Raw genomic sequence first — 24,592 nt, 5'->3', positions numbered from 1 at the left:
ACCGGTCGGCCTTGATGATAAATGAACGCCAGAAAGTAGCCAGGCCTGATTCCCCCGGAGTCAATCGACCCCAAGCACTTTGCTGGTCGCCTCCTCGACCTTCTCCACAGGAAACAAGGTGCCGTCCAGGCGATACAGCAACGCCTTCAGATCGCCCCTGAAGCCCGACAACTGCCCCAGGCCGGTCGCCAATTGCTCCGCCTGTTGTTGGGATGCCCTGTCCTGCGCCTGGAGCCTGAACGACTCGTCTTCCAACTGCCGGGCCCAACCCTCCAGGCGACGTTGCTCTGCCTGCTGCAACTGTGCATCCCGGTCCAGGTGTTCCTCACGACCATTCAACGCTTCGGTTCGCTGCTGCAAGGCGACCTCCAGCGCGTTCAGCTGTTGACTGGACTGCTCCAGCGCGGTTTTTTCCCGTAGCAATTGGTCTTTTTGCTGCTCAAGCTCCTCCTGCTGTTGCTGCAATGCGCGCTTCTGTTGCGTCAACTCTTGCGCCACGCGGGCCAGATTGGTCAGTGTGGTATCCACTTCAACCAGGGACGACTGATTCGCCGCCACGACTGGCGAGGCAACTTCGGGCGGCGCAACAGGCGGCTGCACCGACACTGGCGCAGCAGCAGCCTGGGCCTCCTTCGGCGGGGGAGGCACTGGCTCAGCCGGCGTTACCGCCGACACCACGGCTGACGGCTCCTCGTGGGACGCTGGCGTCAAATCCTCAGCGGGACTTGCCGCACCGGGTGGCGACACCATTTTTGACGAGAAGCGAATAGACGGCACAATCAACTCGGTGCTCTCAATCGCAGGCAGGCCAATGACTGAAGTCCCGAGGGTGATCACCTTCATCACCAAGGTCTTCTTGATCATCAGTGAGTGGTGATCTTCCGGCCGGGCCGCCGGGAGCTTGCTGCCCTTCAGGTCAATGAAATGATAAGGCACTTGCGGCTCTGAGGCGTGGCCATCCTTGGCACCGGATGTGGTGGCCAGGGTGATGATCTGCTTGAGGACACTCATTGCCAGTTGCAGGTTCTCCTTGGACTCGATGCTTCCAAGAAAATACCGTTCGGACTTTTTGCGCAACGCGGCGATGTAGACCCGAGAGCTTCCGGGCTCTACCTCTTCGTCCAGGCTGTAGACAAGAAAGTTCGAAGCGATTTGCGGTACCGCAAAACAACAAAGCAGTGCACCGTTAACCGGGGAATCATGACCAGAGTGTTCAAGAACAAGAGTACGTAGAAGCATCATGAGTGTCGGACTCCATTACGGTAGTACTTCATATACACGCCATCATTCCATTCAAAACCAACAAAACCTCAAGAACAGCGCAATTGTTTCAGCGAGTGATTGAGCCACATGTAGGACTTACCTTATTCACGCGCCTCAGCGTTTCCAAGCGTCCCTATTGAACGTACCATTTTTTAACAAAGCCGCACCTGAAACACTTGATCAATACTTTTCACCGCAACCTTCGGCAATTCTCAACCTGAAGACACAGGCTTATTGAGCCCCCGCCTACTCAGCATGCCCCGGCAAACAACCAAGTAGAAAAGCCTATGATCGAAATAACAAATTTAACAAAAAAAACAAGACGGGCGACGGCCATCGATAACTTGACATTCAGCGCCCGCCCCCGGGAATGCCTGGGGTTGTTTGGACATGATGGCGCGGGTAAAAGTACGTTGCTCAAATTGCTCTGCGGCGCAACCCGGGCAACTTCCGGCACGATAAAAATATATGACATGGATATCTCGACCCACCCCATAAAGGCACAAACAATAATAGGCTACCAGCCAGAATTTGCACTCGGCCATGGCAACATGACAGTAAAGAGTTTTCTGGGTTTCATGGCCGAAGTTCGCGGGCTCCGTGGCCAGGAAAAGCGCAAGATGGTTGATCGAGCGATCGCCCGCCTGGAGCTTTGGCGAGTGCTTGACTCCCCTATCAGCGCCCTTCCTCCAGGGCACCAACGCAAAGTAGCGCTGGCCCAAGCCATCCTGCATGACCCCAAGCTGCTGTTACTCGACGAACCTACAGAGGGCCTGGACACCCTGCAAAAACAAAAGGTCGGGACGCTTATCCAGTCGTTGACCGAAGATATGACCGTCATTGTTGCCTCCCGCAACCCCGAAGAATTCTCCTCTATCTGCCAACGGGCCCTGGTCCTGGCCGAGGGCCGCCTGCTGGCGGATACCTCCGTATCCGAACTGCAACACAGCTCGCGCCATTACCAGGCAATCACCCTGGCCGCCGATACGCCCCTGGACCTGCTGGCCCTGGCCGTGCTTCCGGGGGTGGCCGGCATCGAAGAAGACCGGCATGCCGATGGCAGCGTGACGGTACTCGCGATGCCGGGGCAAATCATCTATCCACACGTCAATGCCCTGATCGCCAACCGGCGCTGGAAAATCAATGCCTTGAGCCTTGAGCCCGGGCGCCTGAGCGATGTCATCCACCATTTGAGCCAGGAGGCGCCCAATTGAAACGTCTACCCGTAATATTCAAGCGGCAACTCAGCAACTACTTGTCGAGCCCGGCCACTTATTTTGGCGTTTCTGTCTTCTTGATGACTAACACTGCGCTCGGTTTTAATATAGGAAGTTTCCTAGAAAAAAACCCTACAAACTTAAATGCTTTTTTTCAGTTCCACCCCTGGCTTTATCTTTTTTTCATTCCATTTATTTCCACACTGCTTTGGACAGATGAGTACAAAGACAATACCTTCCTCTTTACAAACACGCTGCCAGTGTCGGCCCTCGAACTGACACTGGGCAAGTTCCTGGCCGCCTGGGCCCTTTGCGCGTTAACGCTGTCCTTGAACTTCCCCCTGGTCATCGCCGTTAACTACCTGGCCATAGCGGACAATTCAACCATCCTGGCCCAATTCCTGGGAAGTTGGTTACTGGCGGGCGCTTATCTTTCGTTTGCCTGCCTTATCTGTGTGCTGGCCTATAATCGCCTGATTATTTTCGGCATCACACTCACATTATTATTGATCACCAGTATTATATCGTCTGTGCTGGATGTGCTGAGCCACCAGGCCCCCATCTGGATTATTGACAGCCTGGTTTCACTCAACCCACGGATACGTTTCAGCACAATAGATAGCGGTCTCCTGACATTGCACGACACGCTGTACTTCATCAGCATGATCATTGCTTTCCTTACCGCAACCACCCTTACTTTAAATTTCAGAAAAGGCTGACAAAGGAAATTCCCATGAGGAACCTTATTAATTTCGGTGTGACGTTGACCGTCATCGCCCTGCTTTTTCTCGCCTTCAATCTGGTATGGGCCCTGAAATTACCCAACTATCGACTGGACCTTTCAGAGAAAAAAATCCACACCCTCTCGCCTTCGACCGACGCCCTGCTCGCGACACTTGAAACCCCCATGGATTTATATTTTTTCAACACCAGCCATCCCCGTAAAAGTGCAGCCCTGAAAAGCCATGGCGACTACATTGCCTTGCTGCTCAAGGCCTACGAAAGCGCATCAAAGGGCAACATTACGCTGCACCTGATTGACCCTGACCCGTTTTCAGAAGACGAGTACAAGGCTGAGTTATTGGGCCTGGATAGCCAACAGGGGCTGTTTGGGCTCATCGGCACCCGTGCAGACCATGAGCCTCAGAAAATTGAACGCTTCGACCCCGCCCAGGCGGACTTCCTGGAATATGAGATCAGCCGCCTGATCCACCATGTCGCGCGCCAGGAACAACCGATCATCGGGCTGATCTCTGGGTTAGCCATGGACGGCAGCCGGGATGAACAGAACCGGGAAACCGCACCGTCATGGCAGTTACTCAAGAAAATCCGCAGTGATTTCAACCTGATGAGCCTGGGCCGCGACCTCTCGCGTATCCCTGGGCATGTCAAGACCTTGATGGTCGTCCAGCCTGCTCGACTGCCGGAGCAGACACTGTTTGCCATTGACCAGTTTGTCCTGGCGGGGGGCAAGTTGATGATGTTTCTCGATCCCTTGAACGGCCTGGACTCAACCGCCGACACCTCGGGCCAGCAGAACCTGCTGGCCGCCTGGGGCGTGCAAATGCCAGCCAATAAGGTAGTGGCGGACAGCCTCTATGCCACCCCGGTGGTTATGACGAGCGGCCAGCCCGCCGTGCGCCATCCCGGGGCGCTCACCCTACCCAGGGAAGCGATGGCCCGGCACGATATCAGCACCTGGGGCGTAGGCACCCTGACGCTGTTGAATACCGGTACGCTCCTGCCCCTGAAAAAAAGCCGCACCACATTCACCCCGCTGCTCCAGAGTTCCGGGCAAGCCAGCACGTTCGATGGGGCACGCTTCGCTCAACAGGAGACCTTTGAAGCCATGATCGGCGAGGCAACCACCCGCGGTCGGCCGAATGTAATCGCAGCCCGCATCGAAGGACCTGCCTATTCCGCCTTCCCTGACGGCTTCAATGGCCAGAAAGCTACGCTGCAGAAGGCCGCCAATATCCATGTGGTCGTGGTGGCCGACACGGATCTGCTCAGTGACCGTGTCTGGCTGGCGGCACACGGTGCCAACGGACAAAAAACGCCACGCTCGGACAATGCCAGGTTTGTCTTGAATACCCTGGATAACCTGACAGCGCCCGAGACCCTGAGCGCTATCAGCCCTCGTGCGAGCGACCAGCAACCCCCTGGGTTGCTCGACAGGCTACGCACCGAGGCCGCGCAATCCTACCGAAAAAAGGCGGCCCTCCTGGAGCAACGCCTGGACCAGACAGAAAAGGAATGGCGATCGCTGAACACGCCGCCCTCCATGCTGGGGAGCCAGGCCAACGCCTCGAATACGCTGTTACAGGCGCTCAATAAAGAGCGCCTGCGCTTACGCATGGAGCTTCACGTCCTGAGAAAAGAAGCCTACAAGAACGTCCGCCAACTGGAACTCACCGTGGTGTTGCTCACGGTCGTCATCGTTCCACTGATAGTGAGCCTGCTGGGCCTGGGGATCTTCATCTCGCGTCGACGTCGCCAACATCCACCTGCCGCTACGTTCTACTAAGGGTTGTGGGTTAACGCCGGGTAATCAAGCCCTGGCGCGCCACGCGGGTCAGGTGGCGGATAAACTCGCTGGCATCCTCGGCGTTCGGCGCCTGGATCACCGCCAGATCAAAGCTGTTGCTGGCAAAGCGGGCCAGGGACTCACCGTCTTCGACAAACTGGATCAGGAACGCCGAAGGACGGCCAGTACGCCGGGGCCAGCCATCCAGATAACGCAACAGCGTCGGCTGGTGCTTGCCGCCAAGGAGGATTTTCGGATTGCGCTGAGTCAGGCCCGCAGTGATCGGGGCCAGGCGTACAAGGGGTCGTAGTGCATTCATCGTGTCGTGTCTCTGCCTCAAAAGTCTGCGGGCAGGTGAGAGGCAACACCGAACCAGCGCTTTAGCGGTATTTCGAAACCTGGAGCAGGTTTCTGTCGGGACTGCAGCGAGTCCCGGTGGCGCCCCGCAATTAGCTGTTTAAATCGGCGCATGCAGCATCCTAGAGAAGCCAGTGGGGCAGTGTCAAGAATCCCGTACAACGAAAAAGGCCCGCACGGGGCGGGCCTTTGACATGCGTGCAACGTGATCAGTTAGCAATGGCGCGGTCGGCAGAAAGTTTGCCAGCACCTTCAAACAGCACAGCCACTGTGCCGCCCAGCAGTGCCAAGGCGAACTCATAGCCGTTGTTGGTCATGAACAAACCGTTGCTGATATGCACCGAGAAAATCGCCACCAGCGAGACAATGGTCAGGCCCAGCGCCGCCGGGCGTACCAGCAGGCCAATGATCAGCGCCAGGCCGGCGAAGAACTCAGTACCGCCCGACAACAATGCCATCAGGGTACCCGGGGCCAGGCCGATGCTCTCCATCCACTGCGCCGTGCCTGCCAGGCCACCGCCGCCAAACCAGCCAAAGAGTTTTTGCGAACCGTGGGCGGCAAAAATGATACCGACAAAAATCCGCAGGACCGTCAGGCCGTAGCCGGCACGGGTGGACAGAAGGTTTTTGATCATTGGGCTCATGTTGATAATCCTTTTCGATGTAGGGGTTGGTTGGCCGCTATATTAATCAGTTTAAGCAATGATAAAAGCCGAAAAACGCGCTAATTAATATCGATAAGTTAGATTATTTGCGTGAGACGATCTTTGACCCCACCGGCTCCAGGGAGTCCCGTTCCCGATCAAAGGCCAAGTAGTACTTGTTCACGCTATTAACATAGCTGACGCCGCCCATTCCGACCTGCTCCATGGCGATGCGCTCGACCTGGAAAAACCACTGGTTGGGGTTCAAGCCCCGGCGCCGTGCCTCGGCACGCATGCCCTGCACCCGTTCCGGCCCCATGTTGTAGGCCGCGAGGACGAACGCCATACGCTCGCGCTCGTTGAGTTTGGGGCTGGAGAAAAACTTGCGGCGGATCAGCGCCAGATAGCGCGCGCCCGCCTGCACATTGCTGTCCAGGGTCTGGATATTGTTGACCCCGACCCGCTGGGCCGCCGACGGGGTGATCTGCATCAGGCCCGTCGGCCCGCTGCCACTTTTCGCCGCGGGATTGAGGGACGACTCCTTGAAGGCCAGGGCCGCCAGGTTCAGCCAGTCCATGCCTTGTTCCCGGGCATGTTTTTGCAGCACGGGACGCAGTTTTTCCAGACGCTGGCGATCAGCCCGCGCCAACGGGTAACGCACCTGGGAGAGACGTCGGTAGATGCGCTGGAAGGCCACATCCTGATCTGACGGGCTCTTGTAGGTTTTCAGGAAGCGATCGATGCTCGCCCGCAGCATCGAGGCATCCTGGCGTACGAACCAGTACTCTTGGCCCGGCTCGCTGATCGCCACTTGCTTGTCAAAACGCAACTTGGGCAGGATCTTCGACCAGCGCTCGGCAATCGGCCGCTCGACAATGGTCAGATGAAAGATCCCGGCCTGGACCATCTCCAGCACATCTTCCACCGCCAGGCTGGGGTCCACCCATTCCACCTTGACCGGCGGCAGTTTGCGCAGCGCCAGCTTCTGGTTGACCTGGTTGACCGCCTCCCCCGCCGCACTGCCCGTGGTCAGGGCCAGGGTGCGCCCGGACAGTTGCTCCAGGCGGGTAAACCGCCGCTCGCCCTTGAGGCCCACCAGCCACAACGGCACATCGCTGGCAATCGGGTCACTGCTGCTGATCTTGTGGGCCGCCGTCACATCCAGCAATTCACCGGGCGCCACCAGGTCGCCTTCGCCACGGGCCAGCGCCCCCAGCAGTTGATCCTTGGCCTTGGGAATGATCTTGAGGTTGATTTCCTGGCCATCGCGGGCACGGCCATTGAGGTAGTGCTCAAAGGCGCGCAGGCGATGGTACTCAACGCCAATGGACTGGCCCTGGACTTCACCGGAACTGTTGCGGCTCTGGTTGACCAGCACCCGTAGCGTGCGGCTGCTACGGATTTGCGCCAGGTCGCGCACCTTGCCCGGCTTGGTCACTTCCACCGGCCCGTCCAGGCGCGCAACCGCCGCCGTGGGCAGCAGCAGCGTCAGGCACACCATAAGCAATGCCGAGGGTCGGATCATCCGCTCTCCGGGAAGAACAAGGCCCCATGCTTCGTAAGAAAACGCCGCATTGGGGGACAGAAACAGAGCGCCAGAGGCGCAGGCTTTGGGCGCAAGGGTGGCACAGTGGCAGGCTGTCAGCCAACCACGGTGTTACTTGCGACGTTCAAAGACAGCGATAACTCTTTGTAGTTCTTGGTTTTTCTTATAAATCTACAGCTCTGATAGACTTTCCGGCCGCAGGCGGAGATAGCACCATGCAACTCATTGATATCGGCGTCAACCTGAGCAACCCCAGTTTCGACGACAAACACCAGGCCGTGCTCGACCGCGCCTATGCCGCCGGCGTGGGCCAACTGGTCGTCACCGGCACCAGCGTGCACGGCAGCGAACAGGCCCTGCACCTGTGCCAGCGCTGGGATCAAGGCGCGCAACGGCTGTTCTCCACCGCCGGCATTCACCCCCATAGTGCCAGCGACTGGAGCGTCGACAGCGCCCGGCAGTTGAAGGATCTGCTCAGCCAGGACCGGGTGCGTGCCGTGGGTGAATGCGGGTTGGACTTCAACCGTGATTTCTCACCCCGCCCCCAGCAGGAAAAAGTCCTCGAAGCCCACCTGGCCTTGGCCGTTGAGTTGCAATTACCGGTGTTTCTCCACGAACGAGACGCCAACCAGCGCCTGCTGGAGATCCTGCGCGACTACCGGGATCACTTGCCCGCGGCCGTGGTGCATTGCTTCACCGGTGAACAGCAAGCGCTGTTCAGCTACCTCGATCTGGACCTGCATATCGGCATCACCGGCTGGATCTGTGACGAACGCCGTGGCACGCACCTGCACCCACTGGTCAGGGACATCCCCCGGGGCCGTCTGATGCTGGAAAGCGACGCGCCCTACCTGCTGCCGCGCACCCTGCGCCCCAAACCCAAGAACGGGCGCAATGAGCCGGCCTATCTGCCGGAAGTCTTGCGCGAAGTTGCCCTGCACCGCGAAGAAAGCCTGGAAGACCTGGCCCAGCACAGCACCGCCTGCGCCCGCGCGTTTTTCGGCTTGCCTGTGCCGGATTGACGCGGTGCATTGACCCATATCAACACCCATTTTCCCAATAGCGGCACAATAATGGCACCTTGCCAATACTGTTTCCGCTATCAGAGAAAACCTTCCATGGGTGCCTGGCTTAGCAATATCTCGCTGAAGTACAAATTCTGGGCCGTGAATGCGGTCGCGTTCATCACCACGCTGCTGCTGGTGCTGTATGCCGTGCAGCTTGAGCAACAGGCCCGCAGCCATGCCGCCCAAGCCTCGGCACAAGCCCAGGGCCGCTTGCTCAGTGCATGGCCGGCTGGGCAGGCGCTGCCCCAGGGCGAGCACTGGCTGGCGTTTGCCCAGGGCCAGGCTCCCGAGCTGGCAGACCAGGACCTGTCCGCCCTCAGCCAAGCCAATGGCTGGGTCGAGTTCAACCACATGCCGTTGTTCGGCGAAAACCCGCTGCTGGGCGCCGAAGTCATCTCCCGCGCCGACGGCCAGCAAGTCGCCGTGCTGGCCTATGCGCCGAGCCTGAGCCAGGTGTTTACCGAACGTTTCACCAACTATGCCGTGGCCGTGCTGATCCTGATGCTGGCGATGCTCTGCGCCTCGCAGTTGCTGATCCGCTTTTTGCTGGCCCAGCTCAACACCCTGAAAGACGTGATGCTGCACGTGGAGAAAACCGGCGACCTCTCGGCCCGCGTGCCCCTGGCGTGCAAGGACGAGGTCGGGCAGATGGCCAGTGCCTTCAACGCCATGCAGGCCGGCTACCAACGGGTGGTCAGTACCGTGGCGCGCACTGCCAAATTGTTGGACGACGGCGCCGCACGCCTGGCCAGCAGCATGAATGAGGTCCAGCACGGCATGCTCGGCCAGCAAAGCGAGACCGACCAGGCCGCCACCGCGATCAATGAAATGACCGCCACCGTGTATCACATTGCCCAGCATGCCGGCGCCACCCGCGACTTGTCCCAGACCGCCGACACCCTGGCCGGTGGCGGCCAGGAGGTGGTGACCCGGGTCCAGCGCTCGATTGCCGGGTTGTCCACCGGCGTGCAGCAAACCGCCGAGATGATCCAGAAGCTGGCCGAGGACAGTCAGAAGATCAATGGCGTGGTCGGCGTAATCCATAGCATTGCCGAACAAACCAACCTGCTGGCCCTCAACGCCGCCATCGAAGCCGCCCGCGCCGGGGAGATGGGCCGTGGCTTTGCGGTGGTGGCCGATGAAGTACGCAACCTGGCCAAGCGCGTGCAAAGCTCCACCGATGAGATCACGCGCATGGTCTCGGACCTGCAGGCCGGCACCCGGGATGCGGTGGACTTTATGCAGGAAAGCTCGTTCAAGGCCGATGACTGCGTGCAACAGGCCCAGGAAGCCGGCGCTTCCCTCGCGCAAATCACCAGCGCCGTGGCGCAGATGCGCGAGAGCAACACGCAGATTGCGGTTGCCGCCGAGCAGCAGAGCCATGTGGCCGAAGAAATGAACCGCGCGGTGGTGAGCATTCGCGACGTCACGGAAAACACCGTGCAACAGACCGTGGATTCGGCCACCACCAGCAATGAACTGGCGACCCTGGCCGGCGAGTTGAGCAAGGCCATCGGCCAACTGAAGTTGTAAAGTTCGCCTGTGGAGCCGCCAGCACCTGCCGCTGGTGGATCCCATCAAAATGCTATAACCCCCATAGCCAACCCCAATTCGCCGCCCCTGCCCGCCCGACCTAGACTCTGTTCATCGAGTATCAATGGACAGAGGATTTAACATCATGGGCAAACGTCACCCCAATCTCCCGGCCTGGCAATGGCGCGCCTACCCGCAGAACCATCAGCACCCGACCAACCTGGTATTGCACCTGATTGCCGTGCCGCTGTTCATCGTCGGGTTTCTGCTGATCGTGTCCGGCGTGTTCAGCCTGAGCCTGGCCAGTTTCGCCATCGGTGTCGTCGGCGTGGTGGCCAGCCTGGCGCTGCAACGCCATGGCCATAGCCTGGAAGCCCAGGCCAGCGAGCCGTTCAGCGATCGCCAGGATGCGGTGCAGCGCCTGGTGGTCGAGCAGTTCGTGACCTTCCCGCGCTTTGTCCTCAGTGGTGGCTGGTGGCAGGCCTGGCGTCAGCGCCACCGCCACTGAGGCGGGTTCAGGCGAAGACCACCACGGTCTGGCGGCTGATGGCGATCAACTGGCCGTCTGGCCCCCACAACATCGCAGCGGCATGGCCATAGCCGTCGCGGGCATGCTCGATCTCGACGTGGTACTGGCACCAATCCAGGGTCGTCAATTGTGCCAGGGGCTGGATGAATTCGATGGTCCAGGTCAGGGTGCTGCCCGGTGCCGGCCTCTTCAGGTGCGGGAGCAAGGCCGGTGGCCAGGCATCCACCAGCGCGAGGATATGGGCTTCGGTCAAGGGTTCTTCCTTTACATCCCCCCGCAAGCGCACCCAGCCGCCCATCTCCCGGGATTTGTTGCCGGTGAACGGCAAGCCACCAACGCTCCAGCGCATCGCCAGGTGGCGCATGAACTCAGGGGTCACACCTTTGATATAGGGCAGCTCCTGGCACTCGTCCCAATGCTTGAAGGTGGGCGCGGGCAGTGCCGGCACGTCGATCTCCGAGGGCCGCGAAGCACCGAAGCTGGCCTGTGCCAAGGTCATCACTTCGCCACCTTGCACCACCCGCCCCAGCAACTGGCTGACCGCCTTGCCTTCGCGCAGCACTTCAACGTGATAGCTGGCCGATACGTCCGGCGCCACTGGCCCGACAAACGTGACAGCCAACGAACGCAATGGGCGCTCAGCCGGCACCTGGGCGCGCAACGCTTCGTATTGCAGGGCGGCGACCAGGCCGCCAAACGTGGCGCGGCCCTGGGCCCATTCAGCCGGGATAGACACGTCCAATGGGTTGTTTCGGGCAGCGTCGAGCAAATCACAAAAGCGCATGGCGACCTCACATCAAGAAAACCGATCGTGCGATCTTAACCAGCGGGCCAGCACGACACAGCGCTTATTCCGGCCAAATACCCAGACAGATAAGCCGCAGCCTCAGAAACACTCCGCCGCCAGCTTGTCGAGTACCCGGTCCGCCTTGCCTTCGGCCTGGGCCATGGTGCGATGCCAGACCGCGACACAGGGCTGCAAGTCCGCCTGATGCTGGGCTTGCGCCAACCATTGCCAACAGTCATGCCAATCCCCCAGCGCGCCCTGGGCAGCCTTGAGCCGGGACAAGGCCTTGGCTGGCACCTGGCCCAGCTGCGGATAGGCCTCGGCCGCGTAGCGCACGCGCTTGATCAACAAGCGCAGGCGATGGCGGTCATGGTCGGGATCGTGCAACGCCACCTCAAGTGCCTGCCATTGCTTGGCCAGGCGCTTTGCGATGCGGGTGCGCAGGCCCTTGAGCAGCTTTTGCTGCTGGGACGCGCGGATAAATCGTGGAAAGGCGGCCATGACGCGCAGCAGTTGCGCCAACTCAGGGCTTTGCGCCACCTGTTGATAGGTCTGCGGCTGCAGGCGCAGACGCCGCGCCGCCGCGGCGTGATAGCCGTGCTGCTGCAGATACGCCGCCAGCACCTCGCGGTCGCGCAGCGGTGTGGTCAATTGGCCGACCGCACTGGCAGCCGCTTCCAGTTGCTCGACGCCGGGCAGCCCGCGCAAGGGCCGCAGCAGGCTGCGCAGGCGCCGTACGGTGGTGCGCAGGTCGTGCAGCGCCTCGTCATCGGTCACCGCCACCAGACGCGCCTGGCAACTCAACACTGCGACTTCCAGGCCGATGACCTGGGCGACTAACTGATCCACCAACGCCGACATGCTGCTTCCCCTGTTAAACAACGTCCATACGCCTGCGCAAAACAGGCGTCTGGAACCACCTTAACCACTCCAACAGCGTGTTGCGCTGACTCGGATCAACGCCCGGCGCGCGACTCACGAATATAGAAACGGGCTTTTTCGGCTTTACTGGCACAGCCCTCGAACGCTTCAAATTGCTGCTGGGTCTTGGCGCCGGTCAGCAGCGACAGGGCCTTGGAGTAACTGACCGTGCCGGCAAAACCTTCGGCCTTGGCCAAGTCCAACTCACGCCAGGCAGAATCCAACTGACTGCCGCAGCTATCGCGATAAGCCGTTTTACCAGCACAACCGGCCAGGGCCAGCACGATCACAGGCAAACACATCCAGGCTTTCATCAATGACACCTCAAGAAAAGAAAACAGTCGTGGGATGTAGACGTTACCTACATCGAAAAGTGCCTTATCACACAGCCTGAAATGCCCAGCGCCGATAGCCAAAGCATACCCGAGCAAATAGCTCGGCTTACGAAAATAATCACTCGGGTCCGTTAGGATTGAAGCAGCCCCCCGGTTGGGTGCATTGTGGACAGCTGTTTTGCGAAGGATTCGATCATGAAAAAACGTGTTGCATTGGTCCTGGGCTCCGGCGGAGCAAGGGGTTATGCCCATATCGGGGTGATTGAAGAAATCGAAAAACGCGGCTATGACATCGCCTGCATCGCCGGCTGCTCCATGGGCGCGGTGGTGGGCGGGATCTATGCGGCGGGCAAGCTTAAGGACTACCGGAACTGGATCGAAAGCCTGGACTATCTGGATGTGCTGCGCCTGGTGGATGTGAGCTTTCGCCTGGGCGCGATACGCGGCGAAAAAGTCTTCGGGCAGATCCGCAAGATCGTCGGCGAAATCAATATCGAAGACCTGCGCATCCCCTACACCGCCGTTGCCACCGACCTGACCAACCAGCAGGAAATCTGGTTCCAGGAAGGCTGCCTGCACCAGGCCATGCGCGCCTCGGCGGCGATCCCCAGCCTGTTCACCCCGGTGATGCAAGGCAATCGCATGCTGGTGGACGGCGGCCTGCTCAACCCGCTGCCGATCGTGCCGGTGGTGTCAAGCCATTGCGACCTGATCATTGCGGTCAACCTCAACGCCACCAACCAGAAACATTACAAGCTGCCGGTGATCCAGCGCCCCCCCGCGTTCAAGAGCCGCTTCGACAACCTGGTGCGTTCACTGGGCTCGCACCTGCCGTTTCGGCGCAAGCAGGCCGAACAATTATTGTTGCTGGAACAGGAAGCGCTGCAGGCCCAGGCCGCCGATATCAACCCCTGGCTCGAAGGCGCCGAACCAGAATCCCAGCAACCGGCCGCAGCCCCGGAAACGGCTGGCGCGCCCAGGTCCGCGACCGGTTCGTTCATCATCGATAACGTGGGCCCGGCCTCGCTGCTGGACCTGATCAACCAGAGTTTCGAGGTGATGCAAACGTCGTTGGCCCAATACAAGATCGCCGGCTACCCACCGGATGTGCTGATCAACGTGCCCAAGCGGGTGTGCCGGTTCTTTGAGTTCTACAAGGCGCCTGAGTTGATCGCGCTGGGGCGGGAGATTGCCAGTGATACGTTGGATCGGTATGAGAGTGAGCAGAGTTGAGATCTGCGGCGAGGCTTATGGCCCTATCGCGGGCAAGCCCGCTCCCACATTTAGATTTGTGAATACATTCAAAAGGTGGGAGCGGGCTTGCCCGCGATAGGGCAGGTACAGCCACCACAACCTCTCAACCCTCAGCCCCCAACAACCGATACCCCACCCCCGCCTCGGTCACGATAAAACGCGGCTGGGTCGGGTCATCCGCCAGTTTCTGGCGCAAGTGCCCCACCACAATCCGCAGGTAGTGACTGTCTTCGGTATGGGTCGGGCCCCAGATATCCTTGAGCAGCTGCTGCTGGGTGATCACCCGGCCAGGGTGGCGCGCCAGTTGCGCCAGCACCGCGTACTCCTTGCGGGTCAGGGCCACGTCGATACCGTCCAGCAGCACCCGCCGATAAGCCAGGTCGATCATCAGCGGGCCAAAGTTCAGCGCGGCTTGCTGGACCTCGCCGGTGGGCGCCTGGCGCAGTAGGGCGCGGACCCGGGCGAGAAACTCCTGGATGCCAAACGGCTTGGTCACGTAGTCATTGGCCCCACCGTCCAGCGCCTGGACCTTCTGCCCTTCGCTGGCACGTACCGACAGCACCAGCACCGGGGCGCTCGACCATTCGCGCAACTCGCGCAGTACCTGTTGGCCGTCCATGTCCGGCAGGCCCAGGTCCAGCACCAGCAGGTCCGGCTTGCTCACGGCCGCCTGGGCCAGGCCTTCGGCGCCGGTCCCGGCCTCGATGACCTTGTAGCCCTGGGAGGCCAGGCTGATACGCAAGAACTTGCGGATCTGCGGCTCGTCATCGATGACCAAAATCGTCGCAGTCTGGCTCATGGTGTTCCATCACAATCGCTGAAAAAGATAAGAGTAGCGCAGCGGGTCTCACGCTTCACTGTCCAGGCTCGGCTGCGTCTGCAACGGCAGGAACAACGTGATGCACGTGCCCCGCCCGTCAATGCCCTCGGCCACGCCGATATGCCCGCCATGGGCACCAACCATGCCCTGGCAGATGGCCAGGCCCAGCCCGGTGCCCTGCCCGCCACGGTCGCCGCGTGCGGCGGTGTAGAACATATCGAAAATCTTCGCCCGCTCCTCCTCGGGAATCCCCGGGCCTTCGTCGCTGACCGAGAAAAACAAATCCTTGCCCATCACACCGGCGCGCAGTTGCAAGCGGCCATGGGGCGGCGAGAAACGCGCAGCGTTTTCCAGCACATTGACCAACGCCTGCTCGATCAAAGCCGCATGCACATACAGCAGCGGCAACTCGGGCGGCACTTCGGTGCTCACCTGCAACGGCGCCAGCACCGCACGCAGACGGCCGAGGGAACTGCCGACGATATCGCCGGGCGACACCCAGTCCCGTGCCAGCTTTAATGCGCCATGGCCCAGGCGAGTCATGTCCAGCAGGTTCTGGATATAACGGTCCAGGCGCTCGGCTTCGTCACGGGTGCCTTCCAGCAGCTCGCGGCGATCTTCCAGGGGAATGGCTTCGCCCAGGGCCAGCAGGCTGTCGATGCTGCCGCGCATGGAGGTCAACGGCGTGCGCAAGTCATGGGACACCGAGGCCAGCAAGGCACTGCGCAGTTGTTCGGTCTCGCCGTGCAAACGGGCCGCCTCCAGGTGCTGCGCCAGCTGGGCACGGGCCAGTGCCTGGGCCAACGGCTGGCTCAAGGCCGTGAGCAGGCGTCGGCGTTGGCCACTGAGTTCCAGACCGGCCTTGGGGCTCACGCCGAGCAGGCCCAGCGGACCATTTTCGGCAGACAACGGCCACCACCACCACCGCCCAAACGGCAAGGTGCCAGTGCCCATGCCCGCCGGCTGGTCGTGCTGCCAGGCCCAGTCGGCGGCGGCGCGTTCGGCCTCGGTAAAGGTGATCGGCCCGCCAGTCTCGACCTTCCAGTCACTGGGCCCGTCGCGGTTGACCAGGCACAGCTGCAAGTCGCTCCAGCCCTCCAGATGGTGGGCCGCCGCGCTGATCACCGCCTGGCGGTCGGTGGCAGCGGTGAGTTTGCGCGACAGGTCGAGCAGTTCACTGGTTTCTTCCTGGGTATCGCGCAGGGCCTGCAATTGCCGGCGCTGGCGAGCGGCCAGGTTGCCGGTCAGTGCCGCCATCAGCAGGAAGAACAGCAGCGTCAGCACGTCCTCTTCACGTTGGATGGCAAACGAGAAATTCGGCGGAATAAACAAAAAGTCATAGGTCAGGAATGACAACGCCGCGCAGGCCAATGCCGGACCCAGGCTGCTGCGCACCGCCACCAGCAGCACCGCTGCGAGGAACACCAGGGAGATGTTGGGCAGCGGCAGCAGGCTCGACACCCCCCACGCCAAGGCACTGGCCAGCACGGTCGCCAGCAGCGCCAGGGCGTAGTCGAACCACACCAGGCCACGCACATCGGGCAACCGTGGGGCGGCCGGTGCTCCATCGCTGTCGAGGACGTTGATTTCCAGGCCCCGGGCATTGCGCAACAAGCGCGCCGCCAAGCCGCCGCCCAATAGCCTGCGCCACCAGCGCGGGCGCGACTGCCCCACCAGCACCAGGCTGGCACGGCGTTCGGCCGCGTGCTGGATCAGGGTCTTGGCCACCTCGCCGGCCCGCAGCAACACCACTTCACCGCCCAGGCGCTCGGCCAGTTGCTGGGCGTTTTGCAGGCGCAGCCGCGACTGCTCGTCGCGCACCCGGCCGTTGTCCACATGCACCAGGCTCCAGGGCAAATGCCGGCGCTGGGCCACACGACTGGCGTGGCGCACCAGGCGTTCGGCTTCGGCATCGCCATCGACCCCCACCAACAGACGCCCGCGCACCGTCGGCGCGGCCTGGCCCAGTTGCCGGTAGCCCTGGGCCAGATCGTCATCGACGTGCGCGGCGGCGGTCTGCATTGCCAGCTCGCGCAGGGCCATGAGGTTGGTCTGGGTAAAGAATGCATCGATGGCCGCGCGCGCCTGTTCCGGCACGTAGACCTTGCCGTCGCGCAAGCGCTCCAGCAGCTCGCGGGACGGCAGGTCGATCAACAGTAATTCATCGGCTTCCTGCAACACCCAGTCCGGCAGGGTTTCGCGCACCTGTACCCCAGTGATGCCGCGCACCTGGTCGTTGAGGCTTTCCAGGTGCTGGACGTTGACCGTGGTGAACACGTTGATGCCGGCGGAAAGCAGTTCCTGGATGTCCTGCCAGCGCTTTTCATGGCGACTGCCCGGGGCGTTGCTGTGGGCCAGTTCGTCCACCAGCACCAGCTTGGGCTTGATGGCGAGCAAGCCGTCGAGGTCCATCTCTTCGAGCATCACCCCACGGTAGTCCGAGCGCAGCAGCGGCTGCTGGGGCAAGCCACTGAGCAAGGCCTCGGTCTCGGCGCGGCCATGGGTCTCGACCACCCCGGCTATCACTTTGACGCCCTGGCGCAGCTGGGTATGGGCGGCCTGGAGCATGGCGTAGGTCTTGCCCACGCCAGGGGCGGCACCGAGGAATACTTTAAGCCGGCCACGGCCGTGCTTGGGTAGGTCGGCTAGCAGGGCATCGGCGCGGCCGGAGTCACTCATGGGGCAGTCTTCTTTCAGTTAGGGATGTTGGGAACAGGTTGGCGCCATCGCTCTACAACTTTTCCAGCGCCATGTTCAGCGCCAATACATTCACCACCGGCGGCCCCACCAACGGCTGCTCGATATGCTCGTCCAGCAAGCGCTCCAGGGTCGACACCGGCAGCTGACGTGCTGCTGCCACCCGCGCCAGTTGATAGGCAATTGCCTGCGGTGGCAAGTGTGGATCAAGACCGCTGCCAGAGGTCGTCAGCAGCGCCAGGGGCACCGGGCCCTGGCCGGGGCCCTGGATTTTAGCGGCGTCGTCAAACACTCGCGTGGCCAGCGCCGGGTTGCTCGGGCCGAGGTTGCTGGCACTGCTGGACACGGTGGCAAACGCACCGGCGGATGGTCGCGAGTGGAACCAGCGTTCACCGGTAAATTCCTGGGCAATCAGGCTGGAACCGCGCACCTTGCCTTGGTCGTCACGCACCAGGCTGCCATTGGCCTGGTCGGGAAAGGCCACCTGGGCGACACCGGTCACTACCAACGGATAGGCCACGCCCGTGATCAGGGTCATCAATACCAACAGGCTCAAGGCCGGACGGATCATGCTGGACATTTCATCTTCCTCAATTGATTCGTGACCTGTAGGAGCCTGCTCCTACAGGATTGGGTCAGACCAGGTGCAGCGCGGTCAGCAGCATGTCGATCGCCTTGATCCCGGCGAACGGCACCAAAAGCCCGCCCACGCCATAGATCAACAGGTTGCGCCGCAGCAACGCCGCCGCACTCGCCGCCTGCACCCGCACACCGCGCAGGGCCAGGGGGATGAGCACCACGATGATCAACGCGTTGAACACAATCGCCGACAGAATCGCGCTCTGCGGGCTGTTCAGGTGCATCACGTTAAGCACACCCAGTTGCGGGTAGATCGAGGCGAACAGCGCCGGCAGGATGGCAAAGTACTTGGCCACGTCGTTGGCAATGGAAAAGGTGGTCAGCGCCCCCCGGGTCACCAGCAACTCCTTGCCCACTTGCACCACATCCAGCAGCTTGGTCGGGTCGCTGTCGAGGTCGACCATGTTTGCCGCCTCGCGCGCCGCCTGGGTGCCGTCATTCATGGCCATGCCCACATCCGCCTGGGCCAGGGCCGGGGCGTCGTTGGCGCCGTCGCCACACATGGCCACCAGGCGCCCGTCATTCTGCTCGTGGCGGATGCGCGCCAGTTTCTTCTCCGGGGTGGCTTCCGCCAGCACATCATCCACGCCGGCTTCGGCGGCGATGGCGGCGGCGGTCAAGGGGTTGTCGCCGGTCACCATCACCGTGCGGATCCCCAGCTTGCGCAACTCGGCAAAACGCTCGCGAATGCCGGGCTTGACCACATCCTTGAGGTGGATCGCGCCGAGCAATTTACCGTCGACACACACCAGCAACGGGGTGCCGCCGCTCTGGGCGATCTTGTCGATTTCCCGGGACAGCGCCGGCAACAGGTCCTGGCGTTGCAGACCGATAAACGCCAGCAGCGAATCGACCGCGCCTTTACGGTAGACGCGACCTTGATAGTCCACACCGGACAGGCGCGTTTCGGCACTGAACGGCACGCCGGTCAGTGCTTGCACAGACGGCTCGGTGTACGGATGCAGGGCACGCAGGTATTCGACGATGGATTTGCCTTCTGCCGTCTCGTCGGCCAGGGAGGCCAGCAGCGCGCCTTCGGCCAATTCCTTGCCGTTGACCCCAGGCGCGGCATAAATGCCTGCACAGCGCCGGTTACCGAAGGTGATGGTGCCGGTCTTGTCCAGCAACAGCACATGCACGTCCCCCGCCGCTTCCACGGCGCGCCCGGACTTGGCGATCACATTGAGGCGTACCAGGCGGTCCATGCCGGCGATGCCGATGGCCGATAACAGGCCACCGATGGTGGTGGGGATCAGCGTGACCAGCAGCGCCACTAGGAACACCAGGGGCAGGCTGCCATTGGCGAAATAGGCGAAGGGCTGCAAGGTCACGACCACCAGCAGGAAGATCAGGGTCAGGCCGATCAGCAGGATATCCAACGCCACTTCGTTGGGGGTTTTCTGGCGCTTGGCGCCTTCCACCAGGGCGATCATGCGGTCCAGGGTCGACTCACCGGGGTTGGCGGTGATGCGGATCACCAGCCAGTCCGAGACCAGCCGGGTATTGCCGGTGACGGCCGAGCGGTCGCCGCCGGATTCGCGGATCACTGGTGCGGATTCACCGGTAATCGCCGCTTCATTGACCGCCGCAATACCCTCGATGACTTCGCCGTCTCCAGGGATCATTTCCCCGGCCGCAACCCGCACCACATCGCCTTTGCGCAGGCTGGTGGCGGGCACCACCTTGAAGCTGCCATCGGCCTCCTGGCGCCGCGCGCTCAGGCCCTCGCTGCCGGCCTTGAGGCTATCGGCGCGGGCCTTGCCACGGCCCTCGGCCAAGGCTTCGGCAAAATTGGCGAACAGCACGGTGAACCACAGCCACACGGCAATCTGCACCGCGACAAAGGTCGGCACGCTGCTGTCCGGCACCAGGCACAGCACGGTGGTGAGGATCGCGGTCAGCTCGACCACCAGCATCACCGGCGAACGCTTCAACTGGCGCGGGTCCAGCTTGACGAAGGCCTGGATCAGCGCCGGACGCCACAGGGCCGAGATCGCAGTCTTGGCCGACTCCTGGGTCTTGACCGCAGCGGTATTGTTTACAGGCATATTCATGTTCATACCCCTTAGAAGCCCATGCTCAGGTGTTCAGCGATAGGGCCCAGTGCCAGCGTCGGCAGGAACGTCAGGCCGCCCACCAGCAAAATGGTCACGGTCAGCAACGTCACGAACAACGGGCCGTGGGTCGGGAAACTGTTCTGGCCAAGCGGTGCGCTTTTCTTCATCGCCAGGCTGCCGGCCAGGGCCAGGACCGGGAGGATGTAGCCGAAACGCCCGATCAACATGCCCAGGCCCAGCATCAGGTTGTGAAACGGGGTATTGGCGCCCAGGCCACCAAAGGCCGAACCGTTGTTGGCACTGGCCGAGGTGTAGGCGTAGAGCAACTGGCTGAAGCCGTGGGGGCCGGGGTTGCTGATGGTGGCGGCAGTGGCCGGCACGCTGGCGGCAATCGCGCCCAGCACCAGCACGCCTACGGGCATCACCAGCAGGGTCACCACCAGCAGTTGCACTTCCCGGGCCTGGAGTTTCTTGCCGAGGTATTCCGGGGTACGGCCGATCATCAGGCCGGCGAGGAAAACCGCGATCAGCACGTTAAGCAACATCCCGTACATACCGGCACCGACGCCGCCGAAGATCACTTCGCCGACCATCATATTGACCAGCGCCACCATCCCGCTCAGGGGGTTGAGGCTGTCCTGCATGCCATTGACCGAACCGTTGGACGCCGCCGTGGTGGTCACCGACCACAACACCGTACCGGTGGTGCCAAAGCGTGTTTCCTTGCCTTCCAGCGGTGCAGTCTGCTCGACGGCCGGGTTGTCCAGGGTCGGGTTGGGCTGGTATTCGGACCACAGCGACACCGAGCCGCCAATCAGGAACAGCGCGAGCATGCAGCCGAGAATCGCCCGGCTCTGGCGCAGGTCCTTGACGTAGTGGCCAAAGGTGAACACCAATGCCACCGGAATCATGATGATCGCCGCCACTTCAAACAGGTTGGCCCAGGCGCTCGGGTCTTCAAATGGGTGCGCCGAGTTCACGCCGAAGAAGCCCCCGCCATTGGTGCCCAGTTGCTTGATCGCAATCTGGCTGGCGGCCGGGCCGAGTGGGATCACCTGATCGACGCCCTGCATCGTCAGCGCACTGACGTAGTGAGCAAAGGTTTGCGGCACGCCCTGCCAAACCAGCAACAACGCCAGCACCAGGCACAATGGCAGCAAGCCATAGAGGGTGGCGCGGGTCATATCCACCCAGAAATTGCCCAGGGTGCTGGCAGACTTGCGACCAATCCCACGGCAAAGGGCGACAAGTACCGCCAGGCCGGTGGCGGCACTGACAAAGTTCTGCACGGTCAGGCCCACCATCTGGCTCAGGTAGCTGAGGGTTGCTTCACCGCTGTAGGACTGCCAGTTGGTGTTGGTCATGAAACTGACCGCGGTGTTGAACGCCTGCGTCCACTCCTGACCCGGCAATTGCTGCGGGTTGAGCGGCAAGTAGTCCTGGAAGAGCAGGATCGCAAAGAGTAGTAAAAAACCGGCGAGGTTGAAGGCCAGCAGGGCCAACGTGTACTTTTGCCAACTGTGCTCTTGTTGCGCATCGACCCCGGCCACGCGATAACACACGCGCTCCACCGGCCCGAGCACCGGCGTCAGCCAGGTGCGCTGCCCTTCCATCACCTTGTAGTAGAACCGCCCCAGAAATGGCGCCGGAACCAGCACCACGGCGAAGAAGGCGATGATCAGCCAATAGTCATAACTGTGCATAGCCGCTCCTAGCCCCGGTCCGCGCGCAACAGCGCAACCAGCAGATAAATGAACAGCGCCACGGCCAGTAGCAGTGACACCCCGTCCAGAACACTCATGGAAGTTTCTCCGTCAAACGGCGACTGCCGCGTATGGGGGCATTGTCCGCAGGAGGGGCGTAAAGGAACGAGGGCGAGGGGGGGATGGGGGCGTAAAGATGGCGTAAAGAGTGGGTTACGCGGGAGTTATGGAGGGCTGGGAAAGCCTCATCGCGGGCAAATACCACCGTAAGTACAATTACCGTTGAGATCGAAGCACGCTGCGACAGGGCAAATAGCCATACCTAGCGCACCTGTTATACACTCCGCAAGGACTTTATAACTATTGGATAGATACGGCATGTCTCCCTCTGAAATCGCTCAAATTATCGTGACACGCCTCGACGAACTAGCACCAAAAATCAAAGAGGAATGGGCAAATCCTGTCGATACCCATACTCGGTATTTTGTAATCGACGAGCTTCTGCCTACGGAAACGGCACAAGCCATCTACGATGCCTTTCCACGCAATGCAGAAGGTTTTTTTGACCGCGCGTCCTTCCGAGAGCAGAAGAAAACACTGACTGACTTGTCGCAACATCCATCTATCCTGACTGCCGTTACCTACGCAATGCAAGATCCTACTGTAGTAGCAAAGGTTGCTGAATTGGTAGGTTTTCAGCAGATCGTTCCCGACCCTAGCCTCTATGCAGGTGGTCTATCAATGATGTTCCAAGGGGACTTTTTGAACCCTCACATTGATAACAGCCACGGCGCGAGCCGCGACCTTTATCGTCGCCTTAACCTACTCTATTACGTAGCGCCCGACTGGAAACTCGAGAACGGCGGAAATTTTGAGCTTTGGGATCACGAAGTCAAAAAACAAAAAACCATCGTTTCTAAATTCAATCGCTTTGTTGTAATGGAAACCAATAAAGACTCTTGGCATTCGGTCAGCAGCGTAGTGGCAGACTCCGTAAGGTGTTGCGTATCAAACTACTACTTTTCTGCGCAGTCCCCAGATGAAACCGACTACTTCCATGTCACTTCCTTCAGTGGTCGCCCCGAAGAGAAAGGTCGCCGACTAATTGGATTCTTCGATAATCGGCTACGCAATATGGTATCCAAACTGCTGCGTGTAGGGCGGGGCCGAAAACTCGTAAACAAACGAACTGACTAGTCCAAGAAGCGCTCTGCGAGCTTCTTAGAAAGTCTTACTTGAGTGGGTGACATCAGCACTGGATCTTTCTGCTCAGGTCACTATCCGCAGGTGCCGCCTGCCGCCGACCAAGAACTCTGGACGGTGCCAGGCATGGTGTTCGACGCCCTCCGCCCATGAAGAGTGGACCACCACAGACAAGCCGCAATCATTCATCAGTGGTGGTGGACGCGAGCCAAGTCTTGGTCTTTACAAGACAAACACCTAATCTGAACAGTATCAACCCTGACACAGACGAGCGTTCGCTTGTAGAATCCGGCCCGATATCAATTTGCCCCCGGTTGTGCCGGAGAAAGGGACGTCATGCAAACCAAAAATACAGGCTTCAGGTCTGACATAAACGGCCTGCGCGCCATTGCGGTAATCGCTGTAGTCCTCTATCACTTTGGTGTGAAGGGTTTTTCTGGTGGATTTGCCGGGGTCGATATTTTTTTCGTGATCTCCGGCTTTTTGATGACGGGCATTATTTTCCGTCAGACAGACAGCGGAAAATTTAGCCTCACTGGTTTCTACCTGGCACGAGCAAAACGGATTATCCCCGCCCTTGCGTTTCTTTGCCTGTCACTTCTGGTCGCGGGGTGGTTTGTACTTATCCCTAGTGAATACAAAGAACTTGGCAAGCACGCAGCCACCAGTATCGGCTTTCTTTCAAATTTCGCGTATTGGCGAGAGGCTGGATACTTCGACACAGCTTCACACGGGAAATGGCTTCTGCACACTTGGTCGCTGTCCGTTGAGTGGCAGTTTTATATCGTCTATCCGCTGATCATCCTTGCAACCCGCAAGCTGTTCGGGGCGAGCATGACCAAGATGCTATTGGTAATCGGTGCCTTAGTATCGTTTGCACTTTGCATGTATATGAGCAACAGATCACCCAGTGCCGCATTTTATCTGCTGCCTACCAGAGCCTGGGAAATGCTTGCAGGCGGCATTGTGTTTCTGTTTCCAATGCAGCTGAAAGATACCAATAAGAAGGTCGCAAGCACCTTCGGACTGGTCTTGATTGCGCTCAGTATCCTCATGCTTGATGCCAGTGACGTGTGGCCGGGATGGCTGGCACTGATTCCTATAGCGGGTACCGCATTGCTGATTCTCGCCGCCGATCAAACCTCGGTAGTGACTAACAACAAACTGTCTGCCTCCATCGGCAAAGCCTCTTACTCAATCTACCTCTGGCACTGGCCGCTGGTCGTGTTGCTCGGCTACTACGGAGTCTCTGACAGCGCAGCAGCAATAGCAGCAGGCATCGCGGCCTCCATCCTTTTGGGTTACGCATCACTCTATTTTGTAGAAACACCCTCTCAAAAGCTCAACATAAAAACGGCCCAGCGCCCTCACCTCGCAGGCTATGCCTTGGTCGTTCTAGGGAAACTCTGAAAAAGACTTTCTGATTTGGCAAAATACCGCGACCCCACCCACCGAGTTTCCCGATGAAGCAGATGACCTTCGCCGACGCCGAG

General features: G+C 60.4%; 22 protein-coding genes. 9 read left to right on the top strand and 13 right to left on the bottom strand.

Features of this window, described 5'->3' with window-relative positions:
* Nucleotides 1–60 precede the first annotated feature (60 nt).
* Complete coding sequence (locus AO268_RS19025; RefSeq protein WP_099169507.1) at nucleotides 61–1,242, bottom strand: hypothetical protein; 1,182 nt, start codon at nucleotides 1,240–1,242, stop codon at nucleotides 61–63.
* A 308-nt stretch (nucleotides 1,243–1,550) separates the two neighbouring features.
* Here AO268_RS19025 and AO268_RS19020 point away from each other — a divergent pair, with 308 nt between their 5' ends.
* Genes AO268_RS19020 through AO268_RS19010 form a run of 3 tightly spaced genes read left to right on the top strand, consistent with a single transcriptional unit; the run spans nucleotide 1,551 to nucleotide 5,007 of the window.
* A complete protein-coding gene (locus AO268_RS19020; RefSeq protein WP_099169506.1) occupies nucleotides 1,551–2,477 on the top strand; it encodes an ABC transporter ATP-binding protein in 927 nt (308 codons plus the stop codon).
* On the top strand, nucleotides 2,474–3,199 hold the full coding sequence (locus tag AO268_RS19015; RefSeq protein WP_099169505.1) for an ABC transporter permease: 726 nt from the start codon (nucleotides 2,474–2,476) through the stop codon (nucleotides 3,197–3,199). The genes AO268_RS19020 and AO268_RS19015 overlap by 4 nt, the downstream gene beginning before the upstream one ends.
* 14 nt (nucleotides 3,200–3,213) lie before the next feature.
* Nucleotides 3,214–5,007: a Gldg family protein gene (locus AO268_RS19010; protein WP_099169504.1), complete on the top strand. Its 1,794-nt coding sequence runs from the start codon at nucleotides 3,214–3,216 to the stop codon at nucleotides 5,005–5,007.
* Between the two features lie 10 nt (nucleotides 5,008–5,017).
* Here the strand turns inward: AO268_RS19010 and AO268_RS19005 are convergent, their stop codons facing one another.
* From AO268_RS19005 to AO268_RS18995, 3 genes are all read right to left on the bottom strand, one after another.
* Nucleotides 5,018–5,326, bottom strand: coding sequence for a hypothetical protein (locus tag AO268_RS19005; protein ID WP_099169503.1), 309 nt, complete (start codon nucleotides 5,324–5,326; stop codon nucleotides 5,018–5,020).
* Nucleotides 5,327–5,573: 247 nt separating this feature from the next.
* Entirely contained in the window at nucleotides 5,574–6,008 is a 435-nt protein-coding gene (locus tag AO268_RS19000; RefSeq protein WP_099169502.1) for a DoxX family protein, read from the bottom strand.
* A gap of 103 nt (nucleotides 6,009–6,111) precedes the next feature.
* Nucleotides 6,112–7,533 carry a transglycosylase SLT domain-containing protein gene (locus AO268_RS18995; RefSeq protein ID WP_099169501.1) on the bottom strand — a complete coding sequence of 474 codons (1,422 nt, stop codon included), beginning with the start codon at nucleotides 7,531–7,533 and terminating at the stop codon, nucleotides 6,112–6,114.
* 236 nt (nucleotides 7,534–7,769) lie between these two features.
* Between AO268_RS18995 and AO268_RS18990 the strand changes: the two genes are divergently transcribed.
* The 3 genes from AO268_RS18990 (at nucleotide 7,770) to AO268_RS18980 (ending at nucleotide 10,662) form a co-directional block, all read left to right on the top strand.
* Nucleotides 7,770–8,576, top strand: a complete 807-nt coding sequence (locus AO268_RS18990) for a TatD family hydrolase (protein WP_099169500.1) — start codon at nucleotides 7,770–7,772, stop codon at nucleotides 8,574–8,576.
* Between the two features lie 96 nt (nucleotides 8,577–8,672).
* Nucleotides 8,673–10,154, top strand: a complete 1,482-nt coding sequence (locus AO268_RS18985; protein ID WP_099169499.1) for a methyl-accepting chemotaxis protein — start codon at nucleotides 8,673–8,675, stop codon at nucleotides 10,152–10,154.
* A 145-nt stretch (nucleotides 10,155–10,299) separates the two neighbouring features.
* The gene (locus tag AO268_RS18980) at nucleotides 10,300–10,662 is read left to right on the top strand and encodes an Mpo1-like protein (protein ID WP_099169498.1); all 363 of its coding nucleotides are present in this window, start codon (nucleotides 10,300–10,302) and stop codon (nucleotides 10,660–10,662) included.
* Nucleotides 10,663–10,669: 7 nt separating this feature from the next.
* Here the strand turns inward: AO268_RS18980 and AO268_RS18975 are convergent, their stop codons facing one another.
* From AO268_RS18975 to AO268_RS18965, 3 genes are all read right to left on the bottom strand, one after another.
* Nucleotides 10,670–11,467 carry an acyl-CoA thioesterase gene (locus AO268_RS18975; RefSeq protein WP_099169497.1) on the bottom strand — a complete coding sequence of 266 codons (798 nt, stop codon included), beginning with the start codon at nucleotides 11,465–11,467 and terminating at the stop codon, nucleotides 10,670–10,672.
* A gap of 102 nt (nucleotides 11,468–11,569) precedes the next feature.
* The gene (locus AO268_RS18970) at nucleotides 11,570–12,331 is read right to left on the bottom strand and encodes a CHAD domain-containing protein (RefSeq protein ID WP_099169496.1); all 762 of its coding nucleotides are present in this window, start codon (nucleotides 12,329–12,331) and stop codon (nucleotides 11,570–11,572) included.
* A gap of 95 nt (nucleotides 12,332–12,426) precedes the next feature.
* On the bottom strand, nucleotides 12,427–12,705 hold the full coding sequence (locus tag AO268_RS18965) for a hypothetical protein (protein ID WP_065942600.1): 279 nt from the start codon (nucleotides 12,703–12,705) through the stop codon (nucleotides 12,427–12,429).
* A 216-nt stretch (nucleotides 12,706–12,921) separates the two neighbouring features.
* Here AO268_RS18965 and AO268_RS18960 point away from each other — a divergent pair, with 216 nt between their 5' ends.
* Nucleotides 12,922–13,959: a patatin-like phospholipase family protein gene (locus AO268_RS18960; RefSeq protein WP_099169495.1), complete on the top strand. Its 1,038-nt coding sequence runs from the start codon at nucleotides 12,922–12,924 to the stop codon at nucleotides 13,957–13,959.
* A gap of 124 nt (nucleotides 13,960–14,083) precedes the next feature.
* On the opposite strand, the gene AO268_RS18955 is transcribed toward AO268_RS18960, so the two are convergent.
* From AO268_RS18955 to kdpF, 6 genes are read right to left on the bottom strand one after another with little or no spacing between them, the layout of a single operon-like run.
* A complete protein-coding gene (locus tag AO268_RS18955; RefSeq protein WP_099169494.1) occupies nucleotides 14,084–14,779 on the bottom strand; it encodes a response regulator in 696 nt (231 codons plus the stop codon).
* 48 nt (nucleotides 14,780–14,827) lie between these two features.
* Entirely contained in the window at nucleotides 14,828–17,479 is a 2,652-nt protein-coding gene (locus AO268_RS18950; RefSeq protein WP_099169493.1) for a sensor histidine kinase, read from the bottom strand.
* Nucleotides 17,480–17,531: 52 nt separating this feature from the next.
* The gene (gene kdpC / locus AO268_RS18945) at nucleotides 17,532–18,077 is read right to left on the bottom strand and encodes a potassium-transporting ATPase subunit KdpC (RefSeq protein ID WP_099169492.1); all 546 of its coding nucleotides are present in this window, start codon (nucleotides 18,075–18,077) and stop codon (nucleotides 17,532–17,534) included.
* Nucleotides 18,078–18,132: 55 nt separating this feature from the next.
* Nucleotides 18,133–20,196 (bottom strand): potassium-transporting ATPase subunit KdpB, encoded by a 2,064-nt coding sequence (gene kdpB / locus AO268_RS18940; protein ID WP_099169491.1) that lies wholly within the window; start codon nucleotides 20,194–20,196, stop codon nucleotides 18,133–18,135.
* Nucleotides 20,197–20,201: 5 nt separating this feature from the next.
* Nucleotides 20,202–21,896, bottom strand: a complete 1,695-nt coding sequence (gene kdpA / locus AO268_RS18935) for a potassium-transporting ATPase subunit KdpA (RefSeq protein ID WP_099169490.1) — start codon at nucleotides 21,894–21,896, stop codon at nucleotides 20,202–20,204.
* Between the two features lie 8 nt (nucleotides 21,897–21,904).
* Nucleotides 21,905–21,994 (bottom strand): K(+)-transporting ATPase subunit F, encoded by a 90-nt coding sequence (kdpF, locus tag AO268_RS18930; protein ID WP_032863112.1) that lies wholly within the window; start codon nucleotides 21,992–21,994, stop codon nucleotides 21,905–21,907.
* A gap of 280 nt (nucleotides 21,995–22,274) precedes the next feature.
* Here kdpF and AO268_RS18925 point away from each other — a divergent pair, with 280 nt between their 5' ends.
* Together AO268_RS18925 and AO268_RS18920 are read left to right on the top strand one after the other, a co-directional pair.
* A complete protein-coding gene (locus tag AO268_RS18925) occupies nucleotides 22,275–23,093 on the top strand; it encodes a 2OG-Fe(II) oxygenase (protein WP_099169489.1) in 819 nt (272 codons plus the stop codon).
* 342 nt (nucleotides 23,094–23,435) lie between these two features.
* Complete coding sequence (locus tag AO268_RS18920) at nucleotides 23,436–24,509, top strand: acyltransferase family protein (RefSeq protein WP_099169488.1); 1,074 nt, start codon at nucleotides 23,436–23,438, stop codon at nucleotides 24,507–24,509.
* Nucleotides 24,510–24,592 lie beyond the last annotated feature (83 nt).

It is taken from the genome of Pseudomonas sp. ICMP 8385 (assembly GCF_002699915.1).
GTDB lineage: Bacteria > Pseudomonadota > Gammaproteobacteria > Pseudomonadales > Pseudomonadaceae > Aquipseudomonas > Aquipseudomonas gessardii.
Note: the sequence above shows the minus strand (reverse complement) of the source record. Positions and strands in the feature narration are given on the sequence as shown.

What these genes read in the sequence shown, in the direction of transcription:
- AO268_RS19025 (WP_099169507.1), bottom strand. Translation starts at nt 1,242, where the DNA reads ATGATGCTTCTACGTACTCTTGTTCTTGAACACTCTGGTCATGATTCC.
- AO268_RS19020 (WP_099169506.1), top strand. Translation starts at nt 1,551, where the DNA reads ATGATCGAAATAACAAATTTAACAAAAAAAACAAGACGGGCGACGGCC.
- AO268_RS19010 (WP_099169504.1), top strand. Translation starts at nt 3,214, where the DNA reads ATGAGGAACCTTATTAATTTCGGTGTGACGTTGACCGTCATCGCCCTG.
- AO268_RS19005 (WP_099169503.1), bottom strand. Translation starts at nt 5,326, where the DNA reads ATGAATGCACTACGACCCCTTGTACGCCTGGCCCCGATCACTGCGGGC.
- AO268_RS19000 (WP_099169502.1), bottom strand. Translation starts at nt 6,008, where the DNA reads ATGAGCCCAATGATCAAAAACCTTCTGTCCACCCGTGCCGGCTACGGC.
- AO268_RS18995 (WP_099169501.1), bottom strand. Translation starts at nt 7,533, where the DNA reads ATGATCCGACCCTCGGCATTGCTTATGGTGTGCCTGACGCTGCTGCTG.
- AO268_RS18990 (WP_099169500.1), top strand. Translation starts at nt 7,770, where the DNA reads ATGCAACTCATTGATATCGGCGTCAACCTGAGCAACCCCAGTTTCGAC.
- AO268_RS18985 (WP_099169499.1), top strand. Translation starts at nt 8,673, where the DNA reads ATGGGTGCCTGGCTTAGCAATATCTCGCTGAAGTACAAATTCTGGGCC.
- AO268_RS18980 (WP_099169498.1), top strand. Translation starts at nt 10,300, where the DNA reads ATGGGCAAACGTCACCCCAATCTCCCGGCCTGGCAATGGCGCGCCTAC.
- AO268_RS18975 (WP_099169497.1), bottom strand. Translation starts at nt 11,467, where the DNA reads ATGCGCTTTTGTGATTTGCTCGACGCTGCCCGAAACAACCCATTGGAC.
- AO268_RS18970 (WP_099169496.1), bottom strand. Translation starts at nt 12,331, where the DNA reads ATGTCGGCGTTGGTGGATCAGTTAGTCGCCCAGGTCATCGGCCTGGAA.
- AO268_RS18965 (WP_065942600.1), bottom strand. Translation starts at nt 12,705, where the DNA reads ATGAAAGCCTGGATGTGTTTGCCTGTGATCGTGCTGGCCCTGGCCGGT.
- AO268_RS18960 (WP_099169495.1), top strand. Translation starts at nt 12,922, where the DNA reads ATGAAAAAACGTGTTGCATTGGTCCTGGGCTCCGGCGGAGCAAGGGGT.
- AO268_RS18955 (WP_099169494.1), bottom strand. Translation starts at nt 14,779, where the DNA reads ATGAGCCAGACTGCGACGATTTTGGTCATCGATGACGAGCCGCAGATC.
- AO268_RS18950 (WP_099169493.1), bottom strand. Translation starts at nt 17,479, where the DNA reads ATGAGTGACTCCGGCCGCGCCGATGCCCTGCTAGCCGACCTACCCAAG.
- kdpC (WP_099169492.1), bottom strand. Translation starts at nt 18,077, where the DNA reads ATGTCCAGCATGATCCGTCCGGCCTTGAGCCTGTTGGTATTGATGACC.
- kdpB (WP_099169491.1), bottom strand. Translation starts at nt 20,196, where the DNA reads ATGAACATGAATATGCCTGTAAACAATACCGCTGCGGTCAAGACCCAG.
- kdpA (WP_099169490.1), bottom strand. Translation starts at nt 21,896, where the DNA reads ATGCACAGTTATGACTATTGGCTGATCATCGCCTTCTTCGCCGTGGTG.
- kdpF (WP_032863112.1), bottom strand. Translation starts at nt 21,994, where the DNA reads ATGAGTGTTCTGGACGGGGTGTCACTGCTACTGGCCGTGGCGCTGTTC.
- AO268_RS18925 (WP_099169489.1), top strand. Translation starts at nt 22,275, where the DNA reads ATGTCTCCCTCTGAAATCGCTCAAATTATCGTGACACGCCTCGACGAA.
- AO268_RS18920 (WP_099169488.1), top strand. Translation starts at nt 23,436, where the DNA reads ATGCAAACCAAAAATACAGGCTTCAGGTCTGACATAAACGGCCTGCGC.